Annotated in this window: 14 protein-coding genes and 1 tRNA gene; 6 read left to right on the top strand and 9 right to left on the bottom strand. The window is 63.3% G+C overall.

Features of this window, described 5'->3' with window-relative positions; translation table 11 throughout:
• Nucleotides 1-1,293: ACT domain-containing protein (locus IT540_RS12115; protein ID WP_291177901.1), on the top strand; the 1,293-nt coding region annotated here is incomplete at its 5' end.
• Between the two features lie 129 nt (nucleotides 1,294-1,422).
• Here IT540_RS12115 and polA read toward each other — a convergent pair.
• Nucleotides 1,423-4,455: a DNA polymerase I gene (polA, locus tag IT540_RS12110; RefSeq protein WP_291177898.1), complete on the bottom strand. Its 3,033-nt coding sequence runs from the start codon at nucleotides 4,453-4,455 to the stop codon at nucleotides 1,423-1,425.
• Between the two features lie 167 nt (nucleotides 4,456-4,622).
• On the opposite strand from polA, the gene IT540_RS12105 reads away from it, so the two are divergent.
• Nucleotides 4,623-4,699 (top strand) — tRNA-Arg (locus IT540_RS12105).
• Between the two features lie 157 nt (nucleotides 4,700-4,856).
• Here IT540_RS12105 and IT540_RS12100 read toward each other — a convergent pair.
• From IT540_RS12100 to IT540_RS12085, 4 genes are all read right to left on the bottom strand, one after another.
• Entirely contained in the window at nucleotides 4,857-7,244 is a 2,388-nt protein-coding gene (locus IT540_RS12100; RefSeq protein ID WP_291177895.1) for a hypothetical protein, read from the bottom strand.
• Between the two features lie 86 nt (nucleotides 7,245-7,330).
• Nucleotides 7,331-8,245: a hypothetical protein gene (locus tag IT540_RS12095; protein ID WP_291177892.1), complete on the bottom strand. Its 915-nt coding sequence runs from the start codon at nucleotides 8,243-8,245 to the stop codon at nucleotides 7,331-7,333.
• A gap of 56 nt (nucleotides 8,246-8,301) precedes the next feature.
• Nucleotides 8,302-9,270 carry a cytochrome c family protein gene (locus tag IT540_RS12090; RefSeq protein WP_291177888.1) on the bottom strand — a complete coding sequence of 323 codons (969 nt, stop codon included), beginning with the start codon at nucleotides 9,268-9,270 and terminating at the stop codon, nucleotides 8,302-8,304.
• Between the two features lie 110 nt (nucleotides 9,271-9,380).
• Nucleotides 9,381-10,466 carry a 2Fe-2S iron-sulfur cluster-binding protein gene (locus IT540_RS12085; protein WP_291177885.1) on the bottom strand — a complete coding sequence of 362 codons (1,086 nt, stop codon included), beginning with the start codon at nucleotides 10,464-10,466 and terminating at the stop codon, nucleotides 9,381-9,383.
• Between the two features lie 713 nt (nucleotides 10,467-11,179).
• Here IT540_RS12085 and IT540_RS12080 point away from each other — a divergent pair.
• The 4 genes from IT540_RS12080 (at nucleotide 11,180) to hemA (ending at nucleotide 17,554) form a co-directional block, all read left to right on the top strand.
• The gene (locus tag IT540_RS12080) at nucleotides 11,180-13,018 is read left to right on the top strand and encodes a multiheme c-type cytochrome (protein WP_291177904.1); all 1,839 of its coding nucleotides are present in this window, start codon (nucleotides 11,180-11,182) and stop codon (nucleotides 13,016-13,018) included.
• Nucleotides 13,019-13,146: 128 nt separating this feature from the next.
• Nucleotides 13,147-14,856 (top strand): hypothetical protein, encoded by a 1,710-nt coding sequence (locus IT540_RS12075; RefSeq protein ID WP_291177882.1) that lies wholly within the window; start codon nucleotides 13,147-13,149, stop codon nucleotides 14,854-14,856.
• A gap of 850 nt (nucleotides 14,857-15,706) precedes the next feature.
• Nucleotides 15,707-16,279 (top strand): tetratricopeptide repeat protein, encoded by a 573-nt coding sequence (locus IT540_RS12070; protein ID WP_291177879.1) that lies wholly within the window; start codon nucleotides 15,707-15,709, stop codon nucleotides 16,277-16,279.
• 42 nt (nucleotides 16,280-16,321) lie between these two features.
• Complete coding sequence (gene hemA / locus IT540_RS12065; RefSeq protein WP_291177876.1) at nucleotides 16,322-17,554, top strand: 5-aminolevulinate synthase; 1,233 nt, start codon at nucleotides 16,322-16,324, stop codon at nucleotides 17,552-17,554.
• A 284-nt stretch (nucleotides 17,555-17,838) separates the two neighbouring features.
• Here hemA and IT540_RS12060 read toward each other — a convergent pair whose 3' ends face one another.
• The 4 genes from IT540_RS12060 to IT540_RS12045 form a co-directional block, all read right to left on the bottom strand.
• A complete protein-coding gene (locus tag IT540_RS12060; RefSeq protein WP_291177872.1) occupies nucleotides 17,839-18,027 on the bottom strand; it encodes a hypothetical protein in 189 nt (62 codons plus the stop codon).
• On the bottom strand, nucleotides 18,024-19,184 hold the full coding sequence (locus IT540_RS12055; RefSeq protein ID WP_291177869.1) for a PepSY-associated TM helix domain-containing protein: 1,161 nt from the start codon (nucleotides 19,182-19,184) through the stop codon (nucleotides 18,024-18,026). The genes IT540_RS12060 and IT540_RS12055 overlap by 4 nt, the downstream gene beginning before the upstream one ends.
• A 51-nt stretch (nucleotides 19,185-19,235) precedes the next feature.
• Nucleotides 19,236-19,853: an MSMEG_1061 family FMN-dependent PPOX-type flavoprotein gene (locus tag IT540_RS12050; protein WP_291177865.1), complete on the bottom strand. Its 618-nt coding sequence runs from the start codon at nucleotides 19,851-19,853 to the stop codon at nucleotides 19,236-19,238.
• A gap of 60 nt (nucleotides 19,854-19,913) precedes the next feature.
• Nucleotides 19,914-20,164: TonB-dependent receptor (locus IT540_RS12045; protein WP_291177862.1), on the bottom strand; the 251-nt coding region annotated here is incomplete at its 5' end.

The following is a 20,164-nucleotide window of genomic DNA, read 5'->3' as shown; positions in this document are numbered from 1 at the left end:
TTCACGGTCGACGAGCATCTGATCCGTACCGTGGGCCAGTTGACCGAGATCGAGCGCGGCAACTCGGCGGGCGACCTTCCGCTCTCGACCGAGCTGATCAAGACCATCCAGAACCGTCGCGTGCTCTACGTCGCCGCCTTCCTGCACGACATCGGCAAGGGCCGCATCGAGGACCACTCTCTGGTCGGCGCCGAGATTGCGCGCAAGCTCTGCCCGCGGCTCGGCCTGACGCAGGCGGAGACCGACACCGTGGTCTGGCTGATCGAGCAGCATCTGACCATGAGCAACATCGCCCAGAGCCGCGACATCAACGATCCGAAGACCCTGCGCGACTTCGCCGACATCGTGCAGAGCCCCGAGCGCCTGAAGCTCCTGCTCCTGCTCTCAGTCGCCGACATACGGGCCGTCGGTCCGGGCGTATGGAACGGGTGGAAGGGCCAGCTCCTGCGCACGCTCTATGCGGAAACCGAGCCGCTGCTTTCCGGCGGCCACACGCAGGCCCCACGCGCCAAGCTGGTTGCCGAGGCCCAGGCCGAGTTGCGTGCCGCCCTGGCCGATTGGCCGAAAGCGGACGTGGACCGCTTCATCGACCGGCATTATCCCGACTACTGGCTGCGCACGGAGCCCAAGCGCCAGATCTATCACGCGCGTCTCCTGCGCCGCGCGGAAAGCGAGGGCAAGACCTTCGCCGCCGATCATACGACCGACGCCTTTACCGCCATCACGGAGCTGACGGTCTTCGCGCCCAATCACCCGCGCCTGCTCGCGCATTTCGCCGGCGCCTGCGCCGCCAACGGTGCCAACATCGTCGGTGCCCATATCACCACCACGCGCGACGGCTCGGCGCTCGACACCTTCCTGCTCGCGCGCGAGTTCCAGGAGGACGAGGACGAGCTGCGCCGCGCCCGTCGCATTGAGGAGATCATCGAGCGGCTCTTGCGCGGCGACACCTGGGTCGCGGCCCTGCTCGCCAACCGCCGTCCTTGTCCGCCGCGCGTCGAGGCGTTCACGGTCGCGCCCGAGGTTTACGTCAACAACGCGCTGTCCGACGTCTTCACGGTGATCGAGGTCGCCGGCCGCGACCGCACGGGCCTGTTGTACGAGCTGACCAACGCGCTATCGGATCTGTCGCTCGACATCGCGTCCGCACACGTCACGACCTTCGGCGAGAAGGCGGTTGACGTGTTCTACGTGACGGACCTGACCGGCCGGAAAATCGACAGCGAGACTCGCCAGGAGGCGATCAAGGAGCGGCTGGTGCAGATTCTGGAGGGCCCTCAAGCCGGCCTTTGACGGAGCGGGTTACCCTCGCTTTGCATAAAGGTAACGCCAACTGGTCGCTCTGGGAGATACGCTCCCCGATAGTCAGGTCGGACCTGGCCGTGACGTTGAATGGGACAATCCAATTAAAGCCAACGCGCGCTAATGCGCCGCCTCCCAGTTCGCCGCCGACTTGGCGTCGACGTGGATAGGCACGGAGAACTCCACGGCCGGCGCGGTCGCGCCTTCCATCACGCCTTTTGCCACCGCGATCAGCGTGTTGGCTTCCCGCTTCGACACTTCGAACACGAGCTCGTCGTGCACCTGTAAGAGCATCTGCGCCGTCTCGAGCTTGGCGTCCGCCAGCGCCGGTGCCATGCGGATCATGGCGCGCCGCAGGATGTCGGCCGCGCTGCCCTGGATCGGCGCATTGATCGCCGCGCGCTCGAGGTTGCCGCGCACGCCGGGGTTCTTGGTGTTGATCTCGGGGTAATGAATGCGCCGCCCGAAGATCGTCTCCACGAAGCCGCGCTCGTGCGCGCCCTTCTTGGTCGCCTCCATGTAGTCGCGGATGCCGGGGAAGCGCTCGAAGTAGGTCTTGATGTAGGCGCCCGCTTCCTCGCGCGAGATGTTGAGCTGGTTGGCGAGCCCGAACGCCGAGATGCCGTAGATAATTCCGAAATTGATCGCCTTCGCGCGCCGGCGCACCTCGGCCGGCATGCCCTTGATCGGCACGCCGAACATCTCGGACGCCGTCATGGCGTGGATGTCGAGCCCGTCCGCGAACGCGCGCTTGAGCTGCGGAATGTCGGCGATGTGCGCGAGCACGCGCAGCTCGATCTGCGAGTAGTCCGCCGACACCAGCACGTTCCCCTTGTCGGCGATGAAGGCGGTGCGGATCTCGCGTCCTTCCTTGGTGCGGATCGGGATGTTCTGCAGGTTCGGATCGTAGGAGGCGAGCCGCCCCGTCGTCGTCGAAGCGAGCGCATAGCTCGTGTGGATGCGCCCGGTCTCCTTATGAATGAACGCCGGCAGCGCATCCGTGTAGGTCGAGAGCAGCTTCGAGAGCTGCCGCCATTCGAGCATCTTGTTGATGAGCCCGCGGGCGCTCTCGGGAACGTCCTCGTTGGCGGCGAGATCGTCCAGCAGGCCGGCGCGCGTCTCCCACTGCCCGCTCTTGGTGCGCTTGCCGCCGGGCAGCCTGAGGCGGTCGAACAGCAGTTCGCCGAGCTGCTTGGGCGAGCCGAGATTGAACTTGTGCCCGACGAGGCCGTTGATCTCCTCCTCGAGCCGCGTCAGCGACTGCGCGAACGTGGAGGAGAGCCGTGACAGCACACTCTTGTCGACGAGGATGCCCGCATGCTCCATGCCGACGATCACCGGCAGCAACGGCCGCTCAAGCGTCTCATAGACCGTCATGAGTCGCTCCGCCGCGAGCCGCGGCTTGAGCTTGTACCAGAGCCTGAGCGTGACATCCGCGTCCTCGGCTGCATACTCGGCGGCCTTCTCGATCGGCACCTGCGCGAAGTTCTTCTCGCCCTTCTTGCCGGGCGCGAGCTCCAGCACCTTTTCGAATGTGATGCACGTATGCGCGAGATGGCGCTCGGCGAGCGTATCCATGCCGTGCGCCCACCGCCCTCCGTCGAGCACGTAGGAGATCAGCATGGTGTCGTCGATCGGCGCGAGGTTGATGCCGTACCGCTTGAGTACCAGCGCGTCGAACTTGATGTTGTGGCCGATCTTCAAGAGCGCGGCGTCCTCAAGCAGCGGCTTGATCAGCGCCAGCGTCTCCGCAAGCGGCGCCTGCACCAGTCCGTCGCCCTGGCCGAAGTCGAAGCCGCCGGCTGCCGGCCGATGCCCGACCGGCACATAGCAAGCCTTGCCCGGCTGCACCGCGAGCGAGAACCCGACGAGATCGCAATTCATGCAGTCGAGCGCCGTGGTCTCGACGTCGAAAGCGAAGCGCCCGGCCTCGCGCGCGGCCGTGATCCACCACGCCAGCCGGTCGAGGCTCGCAATGGTCTCGTAGGCCGTGCGATCGAACGGCACCTTTGCGATGCGCGCCGAGAGGATGGCCGCGCCGGCCGCCGGCGTCCCCGGCCCGTGCGAATTCCGTGCCGCAGATTCCCTTCCCTCTTGTGGGGAAGGGCTAGGCGTGGGGGGACTTCCGTCAGCGACCGCTGCGGAATCCTCCCCTCCCGGCCGCCCCCTCGACGAGGGAGGAGAGGTGGATGCGACCGTCCCTGCCGGCGCCTCGACGCCGAGCTTCTCCGAGATGCGCTTGGTAAGCGTCGTGAACTCCATCTTACGCAGGAAGGCGAGCAGCGCCTCGGGCATCGGCTCCTGCACGCCGAGCTGCTCCACCGGCACTTCGACCGGCACATCCTCCTTGAGCGTGACCAGCTCGCGCGAGATGCGCGCCTGGTCGGCGAATTCGATCAGCTTTTCGCGCCGCTTCGGCTGCTTGATCGCGCTGGCCGCGGCGAGCAGCGATTCGAGGTCGCCGTAGTTCGAGATCAGCTCCGCCGCCGTCTTGACGCCGATACCCGGCACGCCCGGCACGTTGTCCGTGGAATCCCCGGCGAGCGCCTGCACGTCGATGACCTTCTCGGGCGGCACGCCGAACTTTTCGAGCACCTCGTCGCGCCCGATCTTCTTGTTCTTCATGCCGTCCCACATGAGCACGCCCGGACGCACGAGCTGCATCAGGTCCTTGTCCGAAGAAACGATGGTGACGTCGCCGCCGGCGTCCACCACCTCCTTCGCGTAGGTGGCGATGAGATCGTCGGCCTCGTAGCCGAGCTGCTCGAGACAAGCGACGTTGAAGGCGCGCACGGCCTCGCGGATGAGCGGGAACTGCGGCACCAGCTCCTCGGGTGCCGGCGGCCGGTGCGCCTTGTAATCCGGGTAGATCTCGTTGCGGAACGTCTTCTCTGAGGCATCGAACACGACGGCGAGGTGCGTCGGCGCCTCCGACGCCTTGGTCTCGACCAGGAGCTTCCACAGCATGGCGCAGAAACCGTGCACGGCACCGACCGGCAGCCCGTCCGACGGCCGCGTGAGGGGCGGCAGCGCATGGAAGGCGCGGAAGATATAGCCCGACCCGTCGACAAGGTAGACATGGCTGCCCTTGACGATCGGCACCGGCTCGCCCTCGGGGACGGAGCACTGCGGCACGGGTCGCGGGGACTTCACAGGAGAATTTTCGCTCATGGACGCGCAATATAGGGAGGCCGGGCGGCGCGGTCAGCCCTTTCCGGCGGCGGGCTTCGAAATCCCTGTGCGAGGCCGTTTGCTCACGCGTTCGGAATGCGCTATCAGGAACCTCCCGGCGCCCCATGGCGCCGCCGATCCGTTGGAATGCACCCGTAGCTCAGCTGGATAGAGTGCTGCCCTCCGAAGGCAGAGGTCACAGGTTCGAATCCTGTCGGGTGCGCCAGTCTTCATTTCGGCCTTGTATTAATTGGCTTTTATGTCCGGTTTTCCCAAACCGCCAAACCGGTTTGGGAGGCTGACGGCGTGTGGCGCGCCCGTAAGACTATCAGGAGCAGCACGCTCCTGCATGCGCGGGGCCTCAGGGGCGACGGCATCAGACGCTATTGAGTTGGAAGTCTCGTTTTCATGATTGGCGTGTTGACGCCGTTCACATGATATTGGTGACACAGGAGACAGTCCTGACGCGCCATGCCGGCGGTGTGACAGCTCTGGCAGAGATCCTCTTTCACCGCACTGAAGCTGGAAACGAAATTCTGCGGTTTGCCGTGCTCGTAGCTCGTCAGATAGGGGCGGCCCTTTTCAAGGTTGTGGCACGTCAGACAACCGCGATCCTCCATGAGGCCGAAGTGCGGCTCATGAATGAAAGTCGTGAAACGTCCCTGTCTGCTCTCGACCGAAGTCGGGGAGAAATTTACGACCCGCCCTTTGCCGTCGATGTCGTCCACGCTGTGGCATTTCGTGCATGACCCCTGAGCGTCCTTGCTCGTGAGAAAATCGAACACCGCCGCCGCCGGGCTCGTGCCACCTTTCGGCGCTTGGGGACCGGTTAGAAAGAGCCAGGCGTAGATGAATTTGTCCTTGTGGCCCGTGGGACGATAGAAGATCGCGTGATCCTGCGTGTACCAGCCGCCATACTCGGCCCAGCTCTCCGGGTCCACGTCGCTCTGGATGGCGATCACGGGCGCAGGCGTTGGCTGCAACCTCTCGCCCGGAGTGCTTGACCCCGCCTCGGGATCGGGCGGCGCAGGTCCGCCACCTTCTGGCGCGGCTGCTTTCCCGGTGCCTTTGCCACGACCTTTCATCGCGCGAAGCTCTTCCTCCGTAGGAAAGAGCAGATCGTCGGATTGGTCACCCGCCTTGGCCTGAGGCGTATCGTCGGCGGACGGCGTGTTCTGACCGACATCTGGCGTAGTCTTCGCGGCAATGGTTCTTCCGGCCGCTGCGTCAGGCTCTGCGGCCGGCCCGGCGTCCTCGAGACCTGCTCTCATCGGTTCCGGCAACGCGCTGGCGGAGGGTGGTCCCTTCCCGGTTTGTCCGGCCGCTCCTTCGGGTTGGGCTGGTGAAGCCGGTTGGTCCTTGAACATCAGGCACTGACCAAAAAGGTGCACGATACAAGGCGGCGGATCGCGTTTGACTGCGCCGGCCGCGTCGCTGTCCGACGCTTCTGCATCGGGTGTAAGGGCCGTCTCAAGAGCATCCGGGTCGGACGGCTCCTCCGAAGAGTCCGAAACGGACAGGTCCGAGTCTGCGGTTGCCGAGCTCGGACCGTCGTCGTGCTCCTGTTCACTGATGACCTGTTGCGGATCACCCGCGATCGGGCCATTGGCGATTTCCTTGGCGAGATTGGGCAGCCACTGTTTGTGGGCACTGATGACAACATCGCGCGGGATGCTCGCGGTGAGATCGGCAACGAGGCCCGGAGCGAGTTTCGCGCCGCTGACAATATTGAGGTCGCCTAGCACGTCCGACGCTTTTCCAGAGATCAATGCATGGAATAGGTGCTTGACCTCCCAGACCAGATCCGTCACCGCCTTGATCTGAACGTCGCTCGCGTTCGCCAAGTCCTGAAGGTTCAGGCCGTCAACGGCCTTGATCAGAGCACGGCCCTTGTCATTGCGACTGATCATCACCTTCATGAAGGGTGTGAGCTCGGCTTCGGACCCGCCCGGCCACTCGCCGATCGGGGCTTTCTTCTTCTTCAGCGCGTCGAGGTCGAGCCCAGGGAGCGACAGGAACGCAATTCCTTTCGGGCCGGTGGCGCGCTCCTTGCCGACGATCTGGTCGAGATGACAGGTGGCGCACGTCTGCTCGAAACGCGCGACAGCCATGATCCGCTTGTCCTGGCGGCTGTCGTGGCAGGTCGAGCAGGTCTCGGGGATGCGCCTCGCCGGATCCTTCTTCGCCAGTTCCGGGTAGTGCTTCCCGAAGTGGCCGGCATGGTCGTAGACGATCCGCGTGCGCCGCTTGAAAGGATAGTTGTCGAACTTCGGGTGGTTGCCGTCGAAGCTGTCGAACTTCACCACGTGGCAGGAGCGGCACTGCTCGTTGGAGATCTTGTTGAGGTTGAACTTGATGCCCTGATGCTCCTGGTGGCACGTCGCGCACGCGAGACCGTGTGCGACCATGCCATCGGTCGGGAAGGCGACGCTCTGCGCGCGCGCCGATTGCGGCACGGGCGTCTCCGCAGCGATTTTCGTCAGCCGCTCGGTGCTGCTCTTCAGCACTTCGGCCGAAGCACCGTGTGCGTTGAAGGCGGTGTCCGGCATTTTGTGGCAAGCAAGGCAGGCCTTGCTGTCGGCCAGCCGATCGCCGGCGACGAAACCGTGAACCCAGCTCAGTTTTCCGCTGCCGCTCTTGGTGTGGCAGGCGCTGCAGGTCTCGATCGCGCCGTGAGCGCTTGTCAGCGGCCCCGGCATCAGGAACTGCGTGCCCTTGGCGAGGAAGAAGGCCGCGCTTAGGCAGACGATGGTGACGAGCGCCAGCAGCACCGCGAGACGGTCGCGGCGGGCGCCGGGAAGCGCCTGCTCCTCGGACTTCGGCGGCAGAGCCGATCCGATCCGTCTCCGTCGCCACATCACCAGCCCCCCGATGAAAAGGCATAGACGACGAGGACGTGCAGCACCGAGAGCACGATCAGCGCATAGGTGATGGGCACATGTACGAACAGCCAGACCTTGCTGAGCCCGAGATAGACACGCGCGAAGTCGAGCCGGTCTTTCTCGATCACGAGGTTCTTGATGGCGGCGAGCTTCTCCTGGCTCTGCTGGTCGACATAGCCTGACAGACTGTCGATCTCATCGGTGAGCCGCTTGAGCGGGCGCTGCGAGCCGATGAGATGGGCGGTGAAATTTCGCGGTCCCTGGAAAAAGTCGCGCAGGTGGGTAGTGTAGAGGTCCATGATCCAGGCGTCATGGGGCATCCCCGGAAGCCCCGGTAACGCGATCTGAGCGTCGGCAGGATCGATCTCGACGACGGCGGCGTGGACATCCCGCGCCAGCCCGGAGCGCAGGGCGGGGATACGATCGTAGCTGACGCCCTCGTCGATCCGTCGCTTGGCTTTCAGCGACCAGGCGAGATAGGTGCCGACGATGCCGCTCAACGTCACCAGTACGAAACCCGCCCACAACGCCCATTCGAAGCCCGTGTCCGGAAGAGAAAAATCTGCATGCGAGAGGAAGGCGGCGATCAGCAGATAGCCGATGAGGATATGGGTCTTTCGCCATCGCATGACGGATTTTGGCGACAGCTTGGCTCTCTTGATGGCGATGTGGAAGGAGAGCTGCAGGCTCATGCCGCCGGCCAGTATCCAGCCATCGAGATAGCGCGGGTCGCGGAGGCTGTTGCCGTAGATCCAGACGAGCCAGAACAAGCTGCCGGATAGGGCCGCGATCAGAAGACACTGGACCATCTGGCTGATGAGATATCCGGCCGGGGCCGGACCGCGGCCGCCGATCGAGCCGTCAGAAAGGCGTCGCCCGACCGATCTCACGCAAACCTCCCGAAATTGCCCAACGCGTTGCTTGTTCCCCCGTTGTCGCCGGCCGATCAGTTGTCCGGCTTTCTTACCTTGCCTTTGTATTTTTCCGGTCCGGGAACGAGGCCATCGAGTCCGGACATGGTGCTGCCGTCATACTTTTCGGTGATGAGAACGAGCTGTTTGGAGATGCCGTCGGCGGCAGCCGTCAGCGTGCGTTCGTTGTTCAGTTTCAGCCCGGCCGAGTAGCTATATGCGACCAACTTCGCGATCTCCGGTACGTTCGGCGCCGCTTTCGCCGCGGCGGCAAGCTGCTTGCGTGCCCGGTCGACACGCTTTGCCATTTCGAACGCGTAGAGATTTCTCGATTTCGCACGGCCGATCGCGCGGATCCCGGTCTCGAGCTCGACGCCGAGGCCGACGAGATAGAGCATTCGCTTGCGCGCCGCGCTCGCCGGCACGTTGTCTCTGCCCTTGGAATGCCAGGTGCTGTGCCGCACCTCGCCCTGCGACCAGGACACCAGCTCGAAGGCACTACCGGCAGGATGACCGCCTTTGTTCACGAGATCCTCCTGCGGCACGACATGGCAGCCGTAGCAATTCTTAGCGAGCAGGTAGAACGAGCGCGGCCTGAGCATCCCCTTGGACTCGGAGAGCTTCCAGCGCGCCGCCGCCTCGGCCTTGCTCTCAAACAGTATTGTTTTGCCGCTGAACTCGCTGTGGACCTTGATCCAATCTTTCCCGCCGCCGTGGCAGGATTCGCAGGAGATGCCGGCAATCGGCTTCTTTTGGTTTCCTTTCTGCTCCACTGTGTAGTGGCAGGTCGCGCACAAGCTCTCCGTTCTGATGCGCCGAACGCCCATCTTTTCCGCGATTTCGTTCGCCTTGGTGTTGCGCGGCATTTCACGGTAGGTCTTGAAATGATGCGAGCCCTTCCAGGCTTCGACCTCCTGCTTGTGACACTCGGCACAGGCATTCGGACCGACGATCTTGTCTGCATCGGAGGCAACCGCGCTGGCCGCGACAAAGCCGAAAACCATCAGCACGGCGCAGACACAAAGCACGGAAAACCGGAGAAGAGCCGTGGGCCGAACCCCGATCGACCGACGGCCGCCATACGCTCTAACGAAAATGACGTCTCACCTTTCCTTCAGCCATCCTGTACGCCCTGCATCGACGGTTCCCGCCGCCCGCGGATGCGATCGAGAGCGGGCTGGCCCGGCTGCCGGCTGCTGGGCACGGCGAGCCACCCCATCGCGCGGGTCAAAACGCCTTCCTCGACCGTGTGGTCGGTGGTCAGCAGGAACGGGTCCGCGTAACAGTTCGCGCCGGCGTGCGCCGCGATCGATTTGACGGACTCGACCATCCCCGGCGCTCCGCAGGCGTAGATCACATCGGTCGGCAGCAGGCGCGGCAGATACTCCGTCGGCCGGCCCAGCCTCACCGCTGTGGTCACGGTCTGCGGCGTGCTGCAAACAGGGACGACGTGGACATTCGGGAAGCGGGCAAGCTGCATGAGAGCCGGACCCATATAGAGCGACTGGATGGTGCGGCCGCCGGCGATGATCATCATCGCGCGCTGCGGGTTCTCGCGCAGCGCGGCGACGGCGACTGACCATATCGGCGCAAAGCCGGTATTGGTGGCGACGAGAATCAAGCGGCCCTCAAGATCGGGCCGAAAATGCGCCGCGCCATAGGGCCCGGTCAGCTTCACGCGATGGCCCGGAGCAATGCGCTTGCCCAGCGATGCCGTGACACGCCCACCCTTCATGCGCCGGATATGGAACCAGACTGAGCGGCCGTCCGGTTTGCCGCGCAAGGGATGGGTGATGCTGAAAGGGCGGGTCGGATAGCCGCTGAAGCGCACCTGGGCATATTGCCCCGCATGATAGGGCAGCGCCCGGTCCGTCCTGATACCGACCTCCATCACATCGGGCGATAGGGGAAGCAACGAGCTCAGCACGCCTTCGACGACGCGAACACCCGATGGCTGGTCCCTCTCGATCACCGCATCGCCGGCGATCCGGCACTGACAGGCATGAACGACGCCGGGCTCGGATCCTTCGCCGCCGTGTACCTTGCCGGAGACCACACGCACGCAGCAGGTACCGCAGTGGCCGGCGCGGCAGTCGTAAGGCAGGTCCACGCCGTTGCTCAGAGCCGCGTCCAGAAGCAACTCGCCGGGGCGCGCCAGAAAGCTTTTGCCGTTGATGATAATTTGGTGAGTTCTCGCCATTGCTTGATCCCGGGAGGCTTCAATTTCTTCAAATACGACCGGAACGGGCGATCCGCCGTCGCTGGGCTTTCTTGACGCCTTCGACGTTCAGAAATCCAGTTTTTAATCCGAAACATCTACCCTTATCGTTCGGGAGAAGAAAAACCTCCTATGATGGTCAGACAATGACAATTTGATGGTCGCGGGTGGCAAGCAGTAAAATTGAAGGCGGCTCAAAAACAATGCATTGCGCTCAACGGGCAATCACGGCGGGCAATAGAATTGGGCAATTTATTTTATTCCGTCGGGATTAAAAATTTTAATAACCTAGAGAGAAGGCCATCCGTCCGTCGTCGCGGTGCTAATTTTCGGCAGGTCGAGGCGCGAACAACGCAAATCATAACGCATTGGTATAATTAGTATTTTTATCCAAAATCCGGACGGATAGCCGGGCTTGGCGAGCGCTTGCCTCCCGCGTTTCATTTCCGGAAACGGCTTTTGTAATGAGCTCGGCCTTATGACTGCCAATTTTTCCAATTTAATCTTCAGTTCACGGCGGTGGTCGGGCGCCGTTTTCACGAGATTGTTGCAAGCGGGGATGTCACCCTCAAAGCTGTTGAGGGGACAGGATAATGCGTGCCTGAAACCTATGGGGTAAGAGGGTAATGCGTAATGTGATAAGGCGACGATCCCGCATTTCGATACTTTCTCGCGCTTTTGCGAACGCCGTGTTGATGCACGTAGTATTCCTGAGCCAGAGTGCCGTCGCCGGATCCGGCGGGACTGCGTGGACCACGACCGTTCAGCCTTCCAAGGTGGGCGTATACGACCCCGCCGAGGACAAAGGAGCGGCCAAAAAGGCCGATACTCCGAACGCCGAGAACAACCCGAATGACGAAGCACCCGCGAAGGCCGAAGCCGGTGGCCACAACGGCCTGTTCAACGACGAGACCCTCTATCCCACCGCTGCGCAATGCGGCGAGTGCCACAAGCAGATCTACGAAGAGTGGGCGTCGTCGAACCATGCCTATGCGTCGATCTCGCCGATGTTCCACAAGTTCGAGCAGAAGTTCCAGGATCTGACGCAAGGCACGGTCGGCACCTTCTGCGTGCGCTGTCACCAGCAGGTCGGCACCCAGCTCGGCGAGAGCCGCGAAACGCCGCTTTGGGAGCGCGCCGCGGTTTCCCGCGAGGGCGTGACCTGCATCACCTGCCACCGGGTCAAGGAGCAGTACGGCAAGGTCAACGGCGAGCGCCGGGTCGAGCCGGGCACGATTCACGAGCCGGTCTACGGCAGCGGCGAGCAGAGCGTGATCAAAGATGTCCTCGCCGACAAGGATAGCTACTCCGTCAAGACCAGCACTGACGGGCGCGGCAACGACATCCACGAGGGCATGGTCACGAATGACCAGCTCACCAAGTCGGAGTTCTGCGTCAGTTGCCACCAGGTCGCCGTCAACCTGGGGATCAAGCTGGAGGTCGTTTGGGATCAGTACCGCGACAGCCCGGCACGCAAAGCCGGCGTCACATGCCAGGACTGCCACATGGGCAAGGTCCCCGGAAAGCCCGAGGGCTATGCGACTGCGCCCTCCGCCGTGGTCGGCGGAAAGGAGATCAATCCTGGACGCAAGCATGCCAATCACCGCTTCATCGGCCCGGGCTATTCGGTCGCCCACCCCGGCATCTTTCCTCACAACACAAAGGCCCAGGCCTACGGCATCAAGGACTGGCTCGCGTTCGACTGGCGCGCCGGTTGGGGCACCGCCGCGTTCGAGGACAAGGTCGCAAGCGGCAAGATCAAGGTCGACTTTCCCAAGGCCTGGGCCGATGCGCTCGACCGTGAGGAGGCACGGGAAATCATCGAGGAGAACATCGCGAGGCTCGACAAGCGCGACACGATCAGGAAGCAGGTCATGGAGAATGGCATGCAGATCGACGGGCCCAACATCGAGGGCGATCCGGGGGTCGGCAGGGATCTGGCGTTCTCCTACAGGCTCAAGAACCTCAACTCAGGGCACAACCTGCCGTCCGGTTCCCTCGGTGCGCAGCCGCAGCTTTGGGTGAACGTCGCGCTCGTCGATCCCGACGGCGAGAACATCTGGGAGTCGGGCTACGTCGACAGCAACGGCGACATCGCCGACATGCACAGCCTGGATGTTGCGGCCGGCAAAATCAGGACGGACCAGCAACTGGTGCATTTCCAGACCAAGTTCCTGACCACCAACGTCAAGGGCACGGACCGCGAGATGTACCTGCCGGTGAACTTCGACATCGACCCGCTGCCGCACCTGCGTCCGCCCCAGATCCCGACCACCGTTCTCAACCATCCGCCGCTGGTGCGCATGGAGAACCGCTCGCTGCCGCCACTGGGTCAGGCGCAGGCCAAGTACCGAGTGCCGGGCAACCTGATCACGAAGCCCGGCAAATACCGCCTCGCCTTCCGCATGCGAAGCCGCGCCGAGCCGATCTACTTCATGCGCTTTGTCAATTCCACCAGGGAAATGGAGCAGAGCATGAACGAGCGGATGTTGGACTTCCACGTCTCCACGGTGGAGATCGAAGTAAAGGGCTAGCACCGAACAGCCGACCCAGATTTATCCCGCAGGTCAGAGCTACGGCGTGGAGTCTCCACATGATGTGTAATGCGTACCGTGCCCGGACAACGACCAGCACGATCGCTCTGGTCGCCGGCGGCTGTCTTGTGATTTCCGGCACGACTGCCGGACCTGCGGCAGGCGAAAGCAGCAGCGCGGCCGGCACGGAAAGCTGGTTGACCCATGTGTCGCCCAGCGAGGCGGACGAAGAAGGCTGGGTGGCCCAGGTGTCGCCCGCCGAAAACAAAGCCGATGGGCGGTACGCCGACCCGCAGTACGTCGGCGCGTACTCCGACGTCGACAAGAAAGGCGAGTTGCCCCAGGTGACGGGCCGCACCACCTGGCTTGACCCTGGTGAAGGCCAAGCCGATGCGCAGAAGAAACCTGCCGGCAAAACCGCAAAGGCGCCTGCGAACGGGGAGACTGCCGATAAGGCAGAAAAGGCCGCTTCAGGCACGAGCGTGGCAGGCCTCTTCCGACCCGATCCGCAATATGATGCGAGCTACGACGCCCAAGGAAACGTCGACGTCTACGGTGCCAAGAGCGCGGTCGAGCCGCCGCGCCCGCTGCTCGAGATAGGCCGCCAGCAATACACCTCCGGCATGTATGACGAGAGCAGCACCTTCCTGGGTGAAAAGAATCCGCTGCTCCCGGGCCTCGCCATCTACGGCGACTGGCGGACGGCGGTCGCCTACAACAACAATAACGGCAAGGACATCGCCCAGATCGCGACCCGGCTGAACCTCGACGTCGACTTCAAGATCACCGGCACCGAGCGCATACACGCCTTCTTCACGCCGATTCAGGACGGCGCGGCAAAGTTCACCCGCTACGAGTTCGGCGGCGGTGGCGCTAACGACAGGTTCAACGACGAGTACGACTTCGAGCCGCAGACGCTGTTCTTCGAGGGCGACGTCGGCTCCATCTATTCCGGGTTCTCTGGCAACGAAACCAGTTTCGACCTGCCCTTCACGGTCGGTCTCTTCCCACTGTTCCTGCAGAACGGAATCTGGGCGAACGACGCGATCCTCGGCGGCGCGGTGAGCCTCCCCGCGAAGAACTCGGCGGCGCTCGGCCTCGCCAACTTCGACGTCACCTTCTTCGCCGCGTTCGACAATGTCGACAACGTGGGCATCATCGGAGCGGACAGCCACGTTGCCAATCTCTATGGCGTCACCGCCTTCATCGACGCCTTCGACGGCTATATTGAAACGGGCTACGCCCTGGTGGATGGCTACGACGATCGGGACGGGCTTATGGTGCACTTCCTGACCGCCGCTTACAGCCGGCGCTACTACAACACCGTGTCGAACTCGACCCGCGTGTTCGCGAACTTCGGCGACGACCCTGATGGGGACAGCGACGGCATTGCCATCATCTCGGAGAACAGCCTGATCACGGGCCTCCCGAGCACGCTTCTCCCCTACGCCAACTTCTTCGTCGGCTTCGGTAACCCTCAGCCCCTCGTCGATGGCAATGGCGCCGGCATCCTGAAGAACGTCGGTATCAACTTCGAGACCGACGCTCTCACCGGCTACCCGAAACTCGACGACACCGGGTCCGACGCCTTCGGCGGCGCGATCGGCCTGCAGTATCTCTTCGATCTGGATCAGCAGCTCGTCTTCGAGGTGGCCATGGTGCAGCCGTTCGACGATGACGGCATCGGTGCCCAGGACCCGCAGTACGGCTTCGGTGTCCGCTATCAGATCCCGATCGACCGGGCGTGGCTGTTCCGCGCCGATGCTACCTATCACATCATCGAGGGCGCCGAAGAAGACAACTTCGGCATCCGAACCGAGCTCCGCAGGAAGTTCTGACCGTGCGAGGTGATCTCATGAGCAGTCGAAATTCATTCGCATCAGCTCTGATGTCTTGCCTGCTGGCTGTGGGTTTCCTCGCTGTTGCACCGGCGGCCGATGCCGCATCGGCTGAGCGGTCCTCCCTCAAGTCCGGCGAAAGCGCCAAGAAGAGTGCCCGGAAAAGCGCCAGGAAGAATGTGATCGGGATCAAACGTCGTGGCCGCGGCCCGCAACGGATCCACCTGCCTATAGGTCCCGCCTCTATCTACTATGACTATCCTTACTACTACAGTCGCGGTCATTACCCGACGCACATCGGTGGCTATATCTACTATCCGTACTCCTACAGCCGCATGAGATACGGCAGATACGGCGGACCGCCCCGGCGCCAGAAGGCGCGTCGGAATTGACGGCGGCGCGGCAACCGGTTTGGGCGTTGTAGTTTCGGGTCGTTTCAACGCCAGTATTGAGGGCTCATCGATGATACGGCAGCGGGGCATCAGAGTTTTGGAGCGTACAGATGTCTCGGAGTCTCCTGGGTTGGCTTCTTATCGTCTTTTCGATCGCGATATCGGCGCAGCTTATCTTTCCACTGCGATCGAAGGGATCGCAATGGCGAGAGGCGGCGGCGAGACTTGCACGCTCTCGACTGCAGTCATTGCGTAGCGGGTTCGGTCAGGGTTTTCGAGGCACCGCCGGGACGTCGATCGTGGTTGCCGCGGTCTTTCTCCTCGTTGCAGGCATTGGCATGGCGACGTCTTATCAGGCTGGTCCGCCCCAGGCGGCCGGCTCAGAGGACGCGGACAGCGAAATTCTTGCGCGCCTTGTGGACTACACGCGTTCTATTGGGACCGAGGAGCCGGCGTCCATGGCGGCGACTGGCGAGCCGCTGCCTGATGTGGACACGATGATCGAGCGTTTGGCGGCTCGGCTCGAGGCCACGCCCAACGACGTGCAAGGCTGGCGGATGCTCGGTTGGTCCTACTTCAACACGGGACACTATGAGCAGGCAGCTATCGCTTATGCGAAAGCGGTAGAGCTCGATCCGAGCTCCGCCGAGCTCACGCTCGCATACGAGGAGGCCAAGTCGAAGGCCTCCGAAGGCGGCAGCTTGGAAACAGTCTCGTCTTCGCAAACCGATGCCGTCGGCGAGGGTGGTGACGGACGGATCGTCGAGACAACGGCCACGTCCGAAGCGACGCCCCCGCACGAGCGCGACGATGCGATCCGATCGATGGTCGATGGCCTGGCAGATCGCCTGGAGAGCTCTCCGCGGGACGTCGACGGCTGGACTCGCCTCATGCGCTCTCGCGTTGTTCTCGGTGAGCGAGAGGTCGCGGCAACGGCGTACCGCAAAGCGCTCGAGGTCTTCAAGGATGACTCGGCAGCATCGGGCAGGATTGCGGCCGAGGCCGTCGAGCTCGGCCTGACGGCCGAATGACTGCTCTGCATTTTTTCCCGGAACGGCGCGTAGGAGGTCGACATGAACTTTGAGGGCTTGCTCCGGCAGCGGCTCGAGACCCTTCATCGAGAAGGTCGATATCGCACTTTCGCGGATTTGAAGCGCCGCCGCGGGTTCTTTCCAGCGGCAGATCATTTCGCGGCAAACGGCCCGCGCGAGGTTACGGTGTGGTGCTCCAACGACTACCTCGGCATGGGACAGCACCCGAAGGTTCTCGCCGCCATGCACGAGGCCATAGACGCGGTGGGCGCTGGCTCGGGCGGCACGCGCAATATCTCCGGCACCACCCACTATCACGTCGAGCTCGAAAGCGAGCTTGCCGACCTCCATGGCAAGGAAGCCGCGCTTCTTTTCACCTCGGCCTACGTCGCCAACGATGCGACCCTCTCGACCCTCATCAAGCTCGTTCCTGGCACGGTCGTCTTCTCGGACGAGAAGAACCACGCCTCGATGATCGAAGGCATCCGCCACGGGATGTGCGAGAAGCGCATCTTCCGCCACAACGACGTGGGCGACCTCGAGGCGAAACTCAAGAAATTTCCGAGGGGCACGCCGAAGATCATCGCCTTCGAGAGCGTGTATTCGATGGACGGGCACATCGCGCCGATCGCGGCGATCTGCGATCTCGCCGAGAAGTACGGCGCTCTCACCTATCTCGACGAGGTGCATGCGGTCGGCATGTACGGCCCGCGCGGCGGCGGCATCGCCGAGCGCGAGGGCGTGATGGACCGCGTCGACATCATCAACGGCACGCTGGCCAAGGGCTTCGGCGTGATGGGCGGCTATATCGCCGGCACGCGCGACCTCTGCGATGCCATCCGCTCGTTCGCACCGGGATTCATCTTCACGACCTCGCTGGCGCCGGCCATCGCCGCCGGCGCGCTTGCGAGCATCCGCCACCTCAAGATGAGCTCGCTCGAGCGCGCACGGCACCGGGAGCGGGTCCGGACACTCAAGAGGGCGCTCAAGGCGAAGCGTCTGCCCGTCATGGACAATCCAAGCCACATCGTCCCTGTGATGGTCGGCTGCCCGGTTCACTGCAAGGCTGTGACGGACGCGCTGCTCCGCCAGTACGGGATCTACGTCCAGCCCATCAACTATCCAACGGTGTCGAAGGGCACCGAGCGGATGCGCCTCACGCCATCGCCAGCGCACACGGACGAGCAAATGGCAAGCTTGATCCATGCACTCGACGCGCTCTGGGCGTCGTGCCCAGTCCCAAACCGCACCTACATTGGGCGGGCGGCGGAGTAAACCTCGCGCATGCTCCGATGCCCTCCTCGCGTCGCGCCTTTGGGACGTCTCCCGAAGATCGAGGTGTTCGGCGTGCGTTGCGTGGCTGTCGTCGCCGTCCGGCTGCTGAGACCCACATCCTGCCGTCGACCAACAAGCCCTCCGGCATGGGAGAGCACGGCACACCGCCGATCGCACTCACTATCGCCAACGCGGCTCGTGGGGCAGTCGCGATCGTTCGATCAGGCAGTCAAAGTCTGCCACGGCCTTCCGCCATCACCGTAACTCCAATGCCTGCCGTGCGCCTATTTGCTGACGAGGTATCGGGCAGACACGACCAGCGGAATCGCAAGACAGACCCATGAGATGAAATCGAGGAGCCCGTCGCCGACCAGCGCGGTGACGAGCCCGATGCTGCTCGTGACGGCGATCCAGAACGGCACCGAGAAGACGCGCCATAGCGATCGCGCCTGGCGGGTTTTCGCCGTCGTCATTCGGCTGCTCCGAAGCTGAGGGCGCGCTCGCCGTCCGCCGCTAATCCCAGTTGCCGCTCGGCAGTCTTGCGACGCGTTAAGAAGAGGTAGAGTCCCGTCACGAGCACGACGATCGAGATCAGATCGAGCAGCACCCACAGGATCTTCATCGGCAGGCCGCCGTAGTCTCCGAAATGGAGCGGCTGGGAGACGAACAGGGCATCGACGTACCAGGGCATTCGCCGCATGTCGGAGAGCCTGCCCGTCTCGGCATCGACGAGGGCCGGGGTCAAGAGCTTGGTGGTGAGATGCGTCTCGCCGCGCAGGAACACGCCGAAATGATGCTGCCCCGAGAACATGCTGCCGGGATAGGTGATGAACGCCGGAATGTTGCCCGGCAGCGCAGCCGCCTTGGCGGCGGTGTAGGCGACGTCGACGCTGACAGGAGCGGCCGGCGCAGGCTTGCCCTCGTAAGGCTTCAGCATGTCCGCGAGCTGACCGAACTGCCAGATCTTGATGATGGGATCGACCCAGGTGTTGATGACGCCGGTCACGCCAACCACGGTCAGCCATGCCACCGTGACGATGCCGAGCAGATTGTGCATGTCGAGCCACTTCGTGCGACGGCCCCTCTCGTGACGGATGGTACCGAAATCGAGACGGCGCATGAACGGAGCGTAGAGCACCACACCGGATACGATGGCGGCGATCATCAGGAGTCCCATGACGCCGAGGAACAGCTTGCCCACGATTCCGGCGAACATGTCGACGTGAAGGGTGCGGATCACGTACATGACGCCTTCGTTGAAATTGGGCTCGGCCAGCACCGCCGCCGTGCGCGCGTCGACCGCGACGAAGTGGGTGGCATCGAGCGGCGCATCATGGCTTGGCGCCATGCCCACGAACATGAGATTGGGATCGTCCTCGTCCCAGCTCAGGAATTGCACGACCTCGGTCGGATGAAGCGCCCGCGCCGCGGCTTCCACGGCGGCCACGGGAGCCGGCGGCATCCCGGGCGCCATCTCCGGTGCCTCGAGTTCGGGATGCAAGTAGTGCTGGATCTCGTGGTGGAAGACGAGCGGCAGTCCCGTGATGCAGAGCATCAGCAGGAAGAGCGTGGAGACGATGCTTGTCCAGCGATGGATCTTGTACCAGATGCGAACCGTGCGCGCGGTCAACGTTGGGCCTCTCATGGGTTTCATGGCGCCGGTGCGAACCGGGCCGATTGCTCAGTAGAGGTTTTTCTTCGCATCGCGCTCGAGCGCGAAATCCAGAAGCCTGGCGGGGATGACCGTGTTGAACTGATCCTTGGCCATCTGCCCAAAGGTGGGCAGCGCCGCGCGCGCGAGGCGCTTGTCGGGGTTCCAGAGGTCCGATCGCCTGAGCGCCTTGCTGCAGTGGAGATAGACCTCGCGCACCTCGACGAGGATCACGGAGCGGGGCCGCTTTCCCTCGTGAACGAAGCGGAGCATCAAATCCTCGCGCGTGGTCACGGATGCGATGCCGTTGAGGCGTAGCATTTCGTGCACCCCGGGGATGAAGAACAACAGGCCCACGGACGGCGTGTGCACGATGTTGGTCAGCGTATCGAGCCGGTTGTTGCCTGGCCGGTCCGGGAACGCGATATGCGTCTCGTCGAGCGCGTGCACGAAGCCCGGCTCGCCGCCGCGCGGCGAGACATCGGCAAGCTGGTCCGGACCGAAGGACCCGATGCAGAAGAACGGTGACAGCTCGATGAAGCGGCGCGAGTGCTTGTCGAGCTTCGGGAATGCCTTCTCGCGCACGTACTTCGTCGGTTCAGGATAGACGGATCGCAAACCCTGCTCCGAATGGAGGTCTTTTCCCATGAGCTCCTCCGATCTCTGCCGGCGGCGCGAACCTGCATCCGCGCCGCCTCGGCAAGTGTGTCACCAGCGATAGGTCGCCGTTGCCAGCGCAGCGCGCTCGGCACCGAGCAGACAGTACCTATCCGTGAGATAGCAGCTATTGACATAATACTCGTTGAACAGGTTGGTCACGTTGAGCTGCAGGTGGAGACCGTCGAAGTCGGGGATCAGCCGTCCGACGTCATAGCTGATCGCAGCGTCGAACAGGGTGTAGCTCCCGACAGCGACGTCGTTGGCATCGTCGGCGAAGGTGCTTCCGACGTAGCGGACGC

Origin of the sequence: Hyphomicrobium sp. (assembly GCF_020852195.1) — a bacterium.
Taxonomy (GTDB): Bacteria; Pseudomonadota; Alphaproteobacteria; order Rhizobiales; family Hyphomicrobiaceae; genus Hyphomicrobium_C.
Note: the sequence above shows the minus strand (reverse complement) of the source record. Positions and strands in the feature narration are given on the sequence as shown.

Excerpts from the sequence above, each read along its gene's own strand:
- IT540_RS12090 (WP_291177888.1), bottom strand. The coding sequence starts at position 9,270 with ATGGTTTTCGGCTTTGTCGCGGCCAGCGCGGTTGCCTCCGATGCAGAC.
- IT540_RS12085 (WP_291177885.1), bottom strand. The coding sequence starts at position 10,466 with ATGGCGAGAACTCACCAAATTATCATCAACGGCAAAAGCTTTCTGGCG.
- IT540_RS12080 (WP_291177904.1), top strand. The coding sequence starts at position 11,180 with ATGCACGTAGTATTCCTGAGCCAGAGTGCCGTCGCCGGATCCGGCGGG.
- IT540_RS12070 (WP_291177879.1), top strand. The coding sequence starts at position 15,707 with ATGGCGGCGACTGGCGAGCCGCTGCCTGATGTGGACACGATGATCGAG.
- hemA (WP_291177876.1), top strand. The coding sequence starts at position 16,322 with ATGAACTTTGAGGGCTTGCTCCGGCAGCGGCTCGAGACCCTTCATCGA.
- IT540_RS12060 (WP_291177872.1), bottom strand. The coding sequence starts at position 18,027 with ATGACGACGGCGAAAACCCGCCAGGCGCGATCGCTATGGCGCGTCTTC.
- IT540_RS12050 (WP_291177865.1), bottom strand. The coding sequence starts at position 19,853 with ATGGGAAAAGACCTCCATTCGGAGCAGGGTTTGCGATCCGTCTATCCT.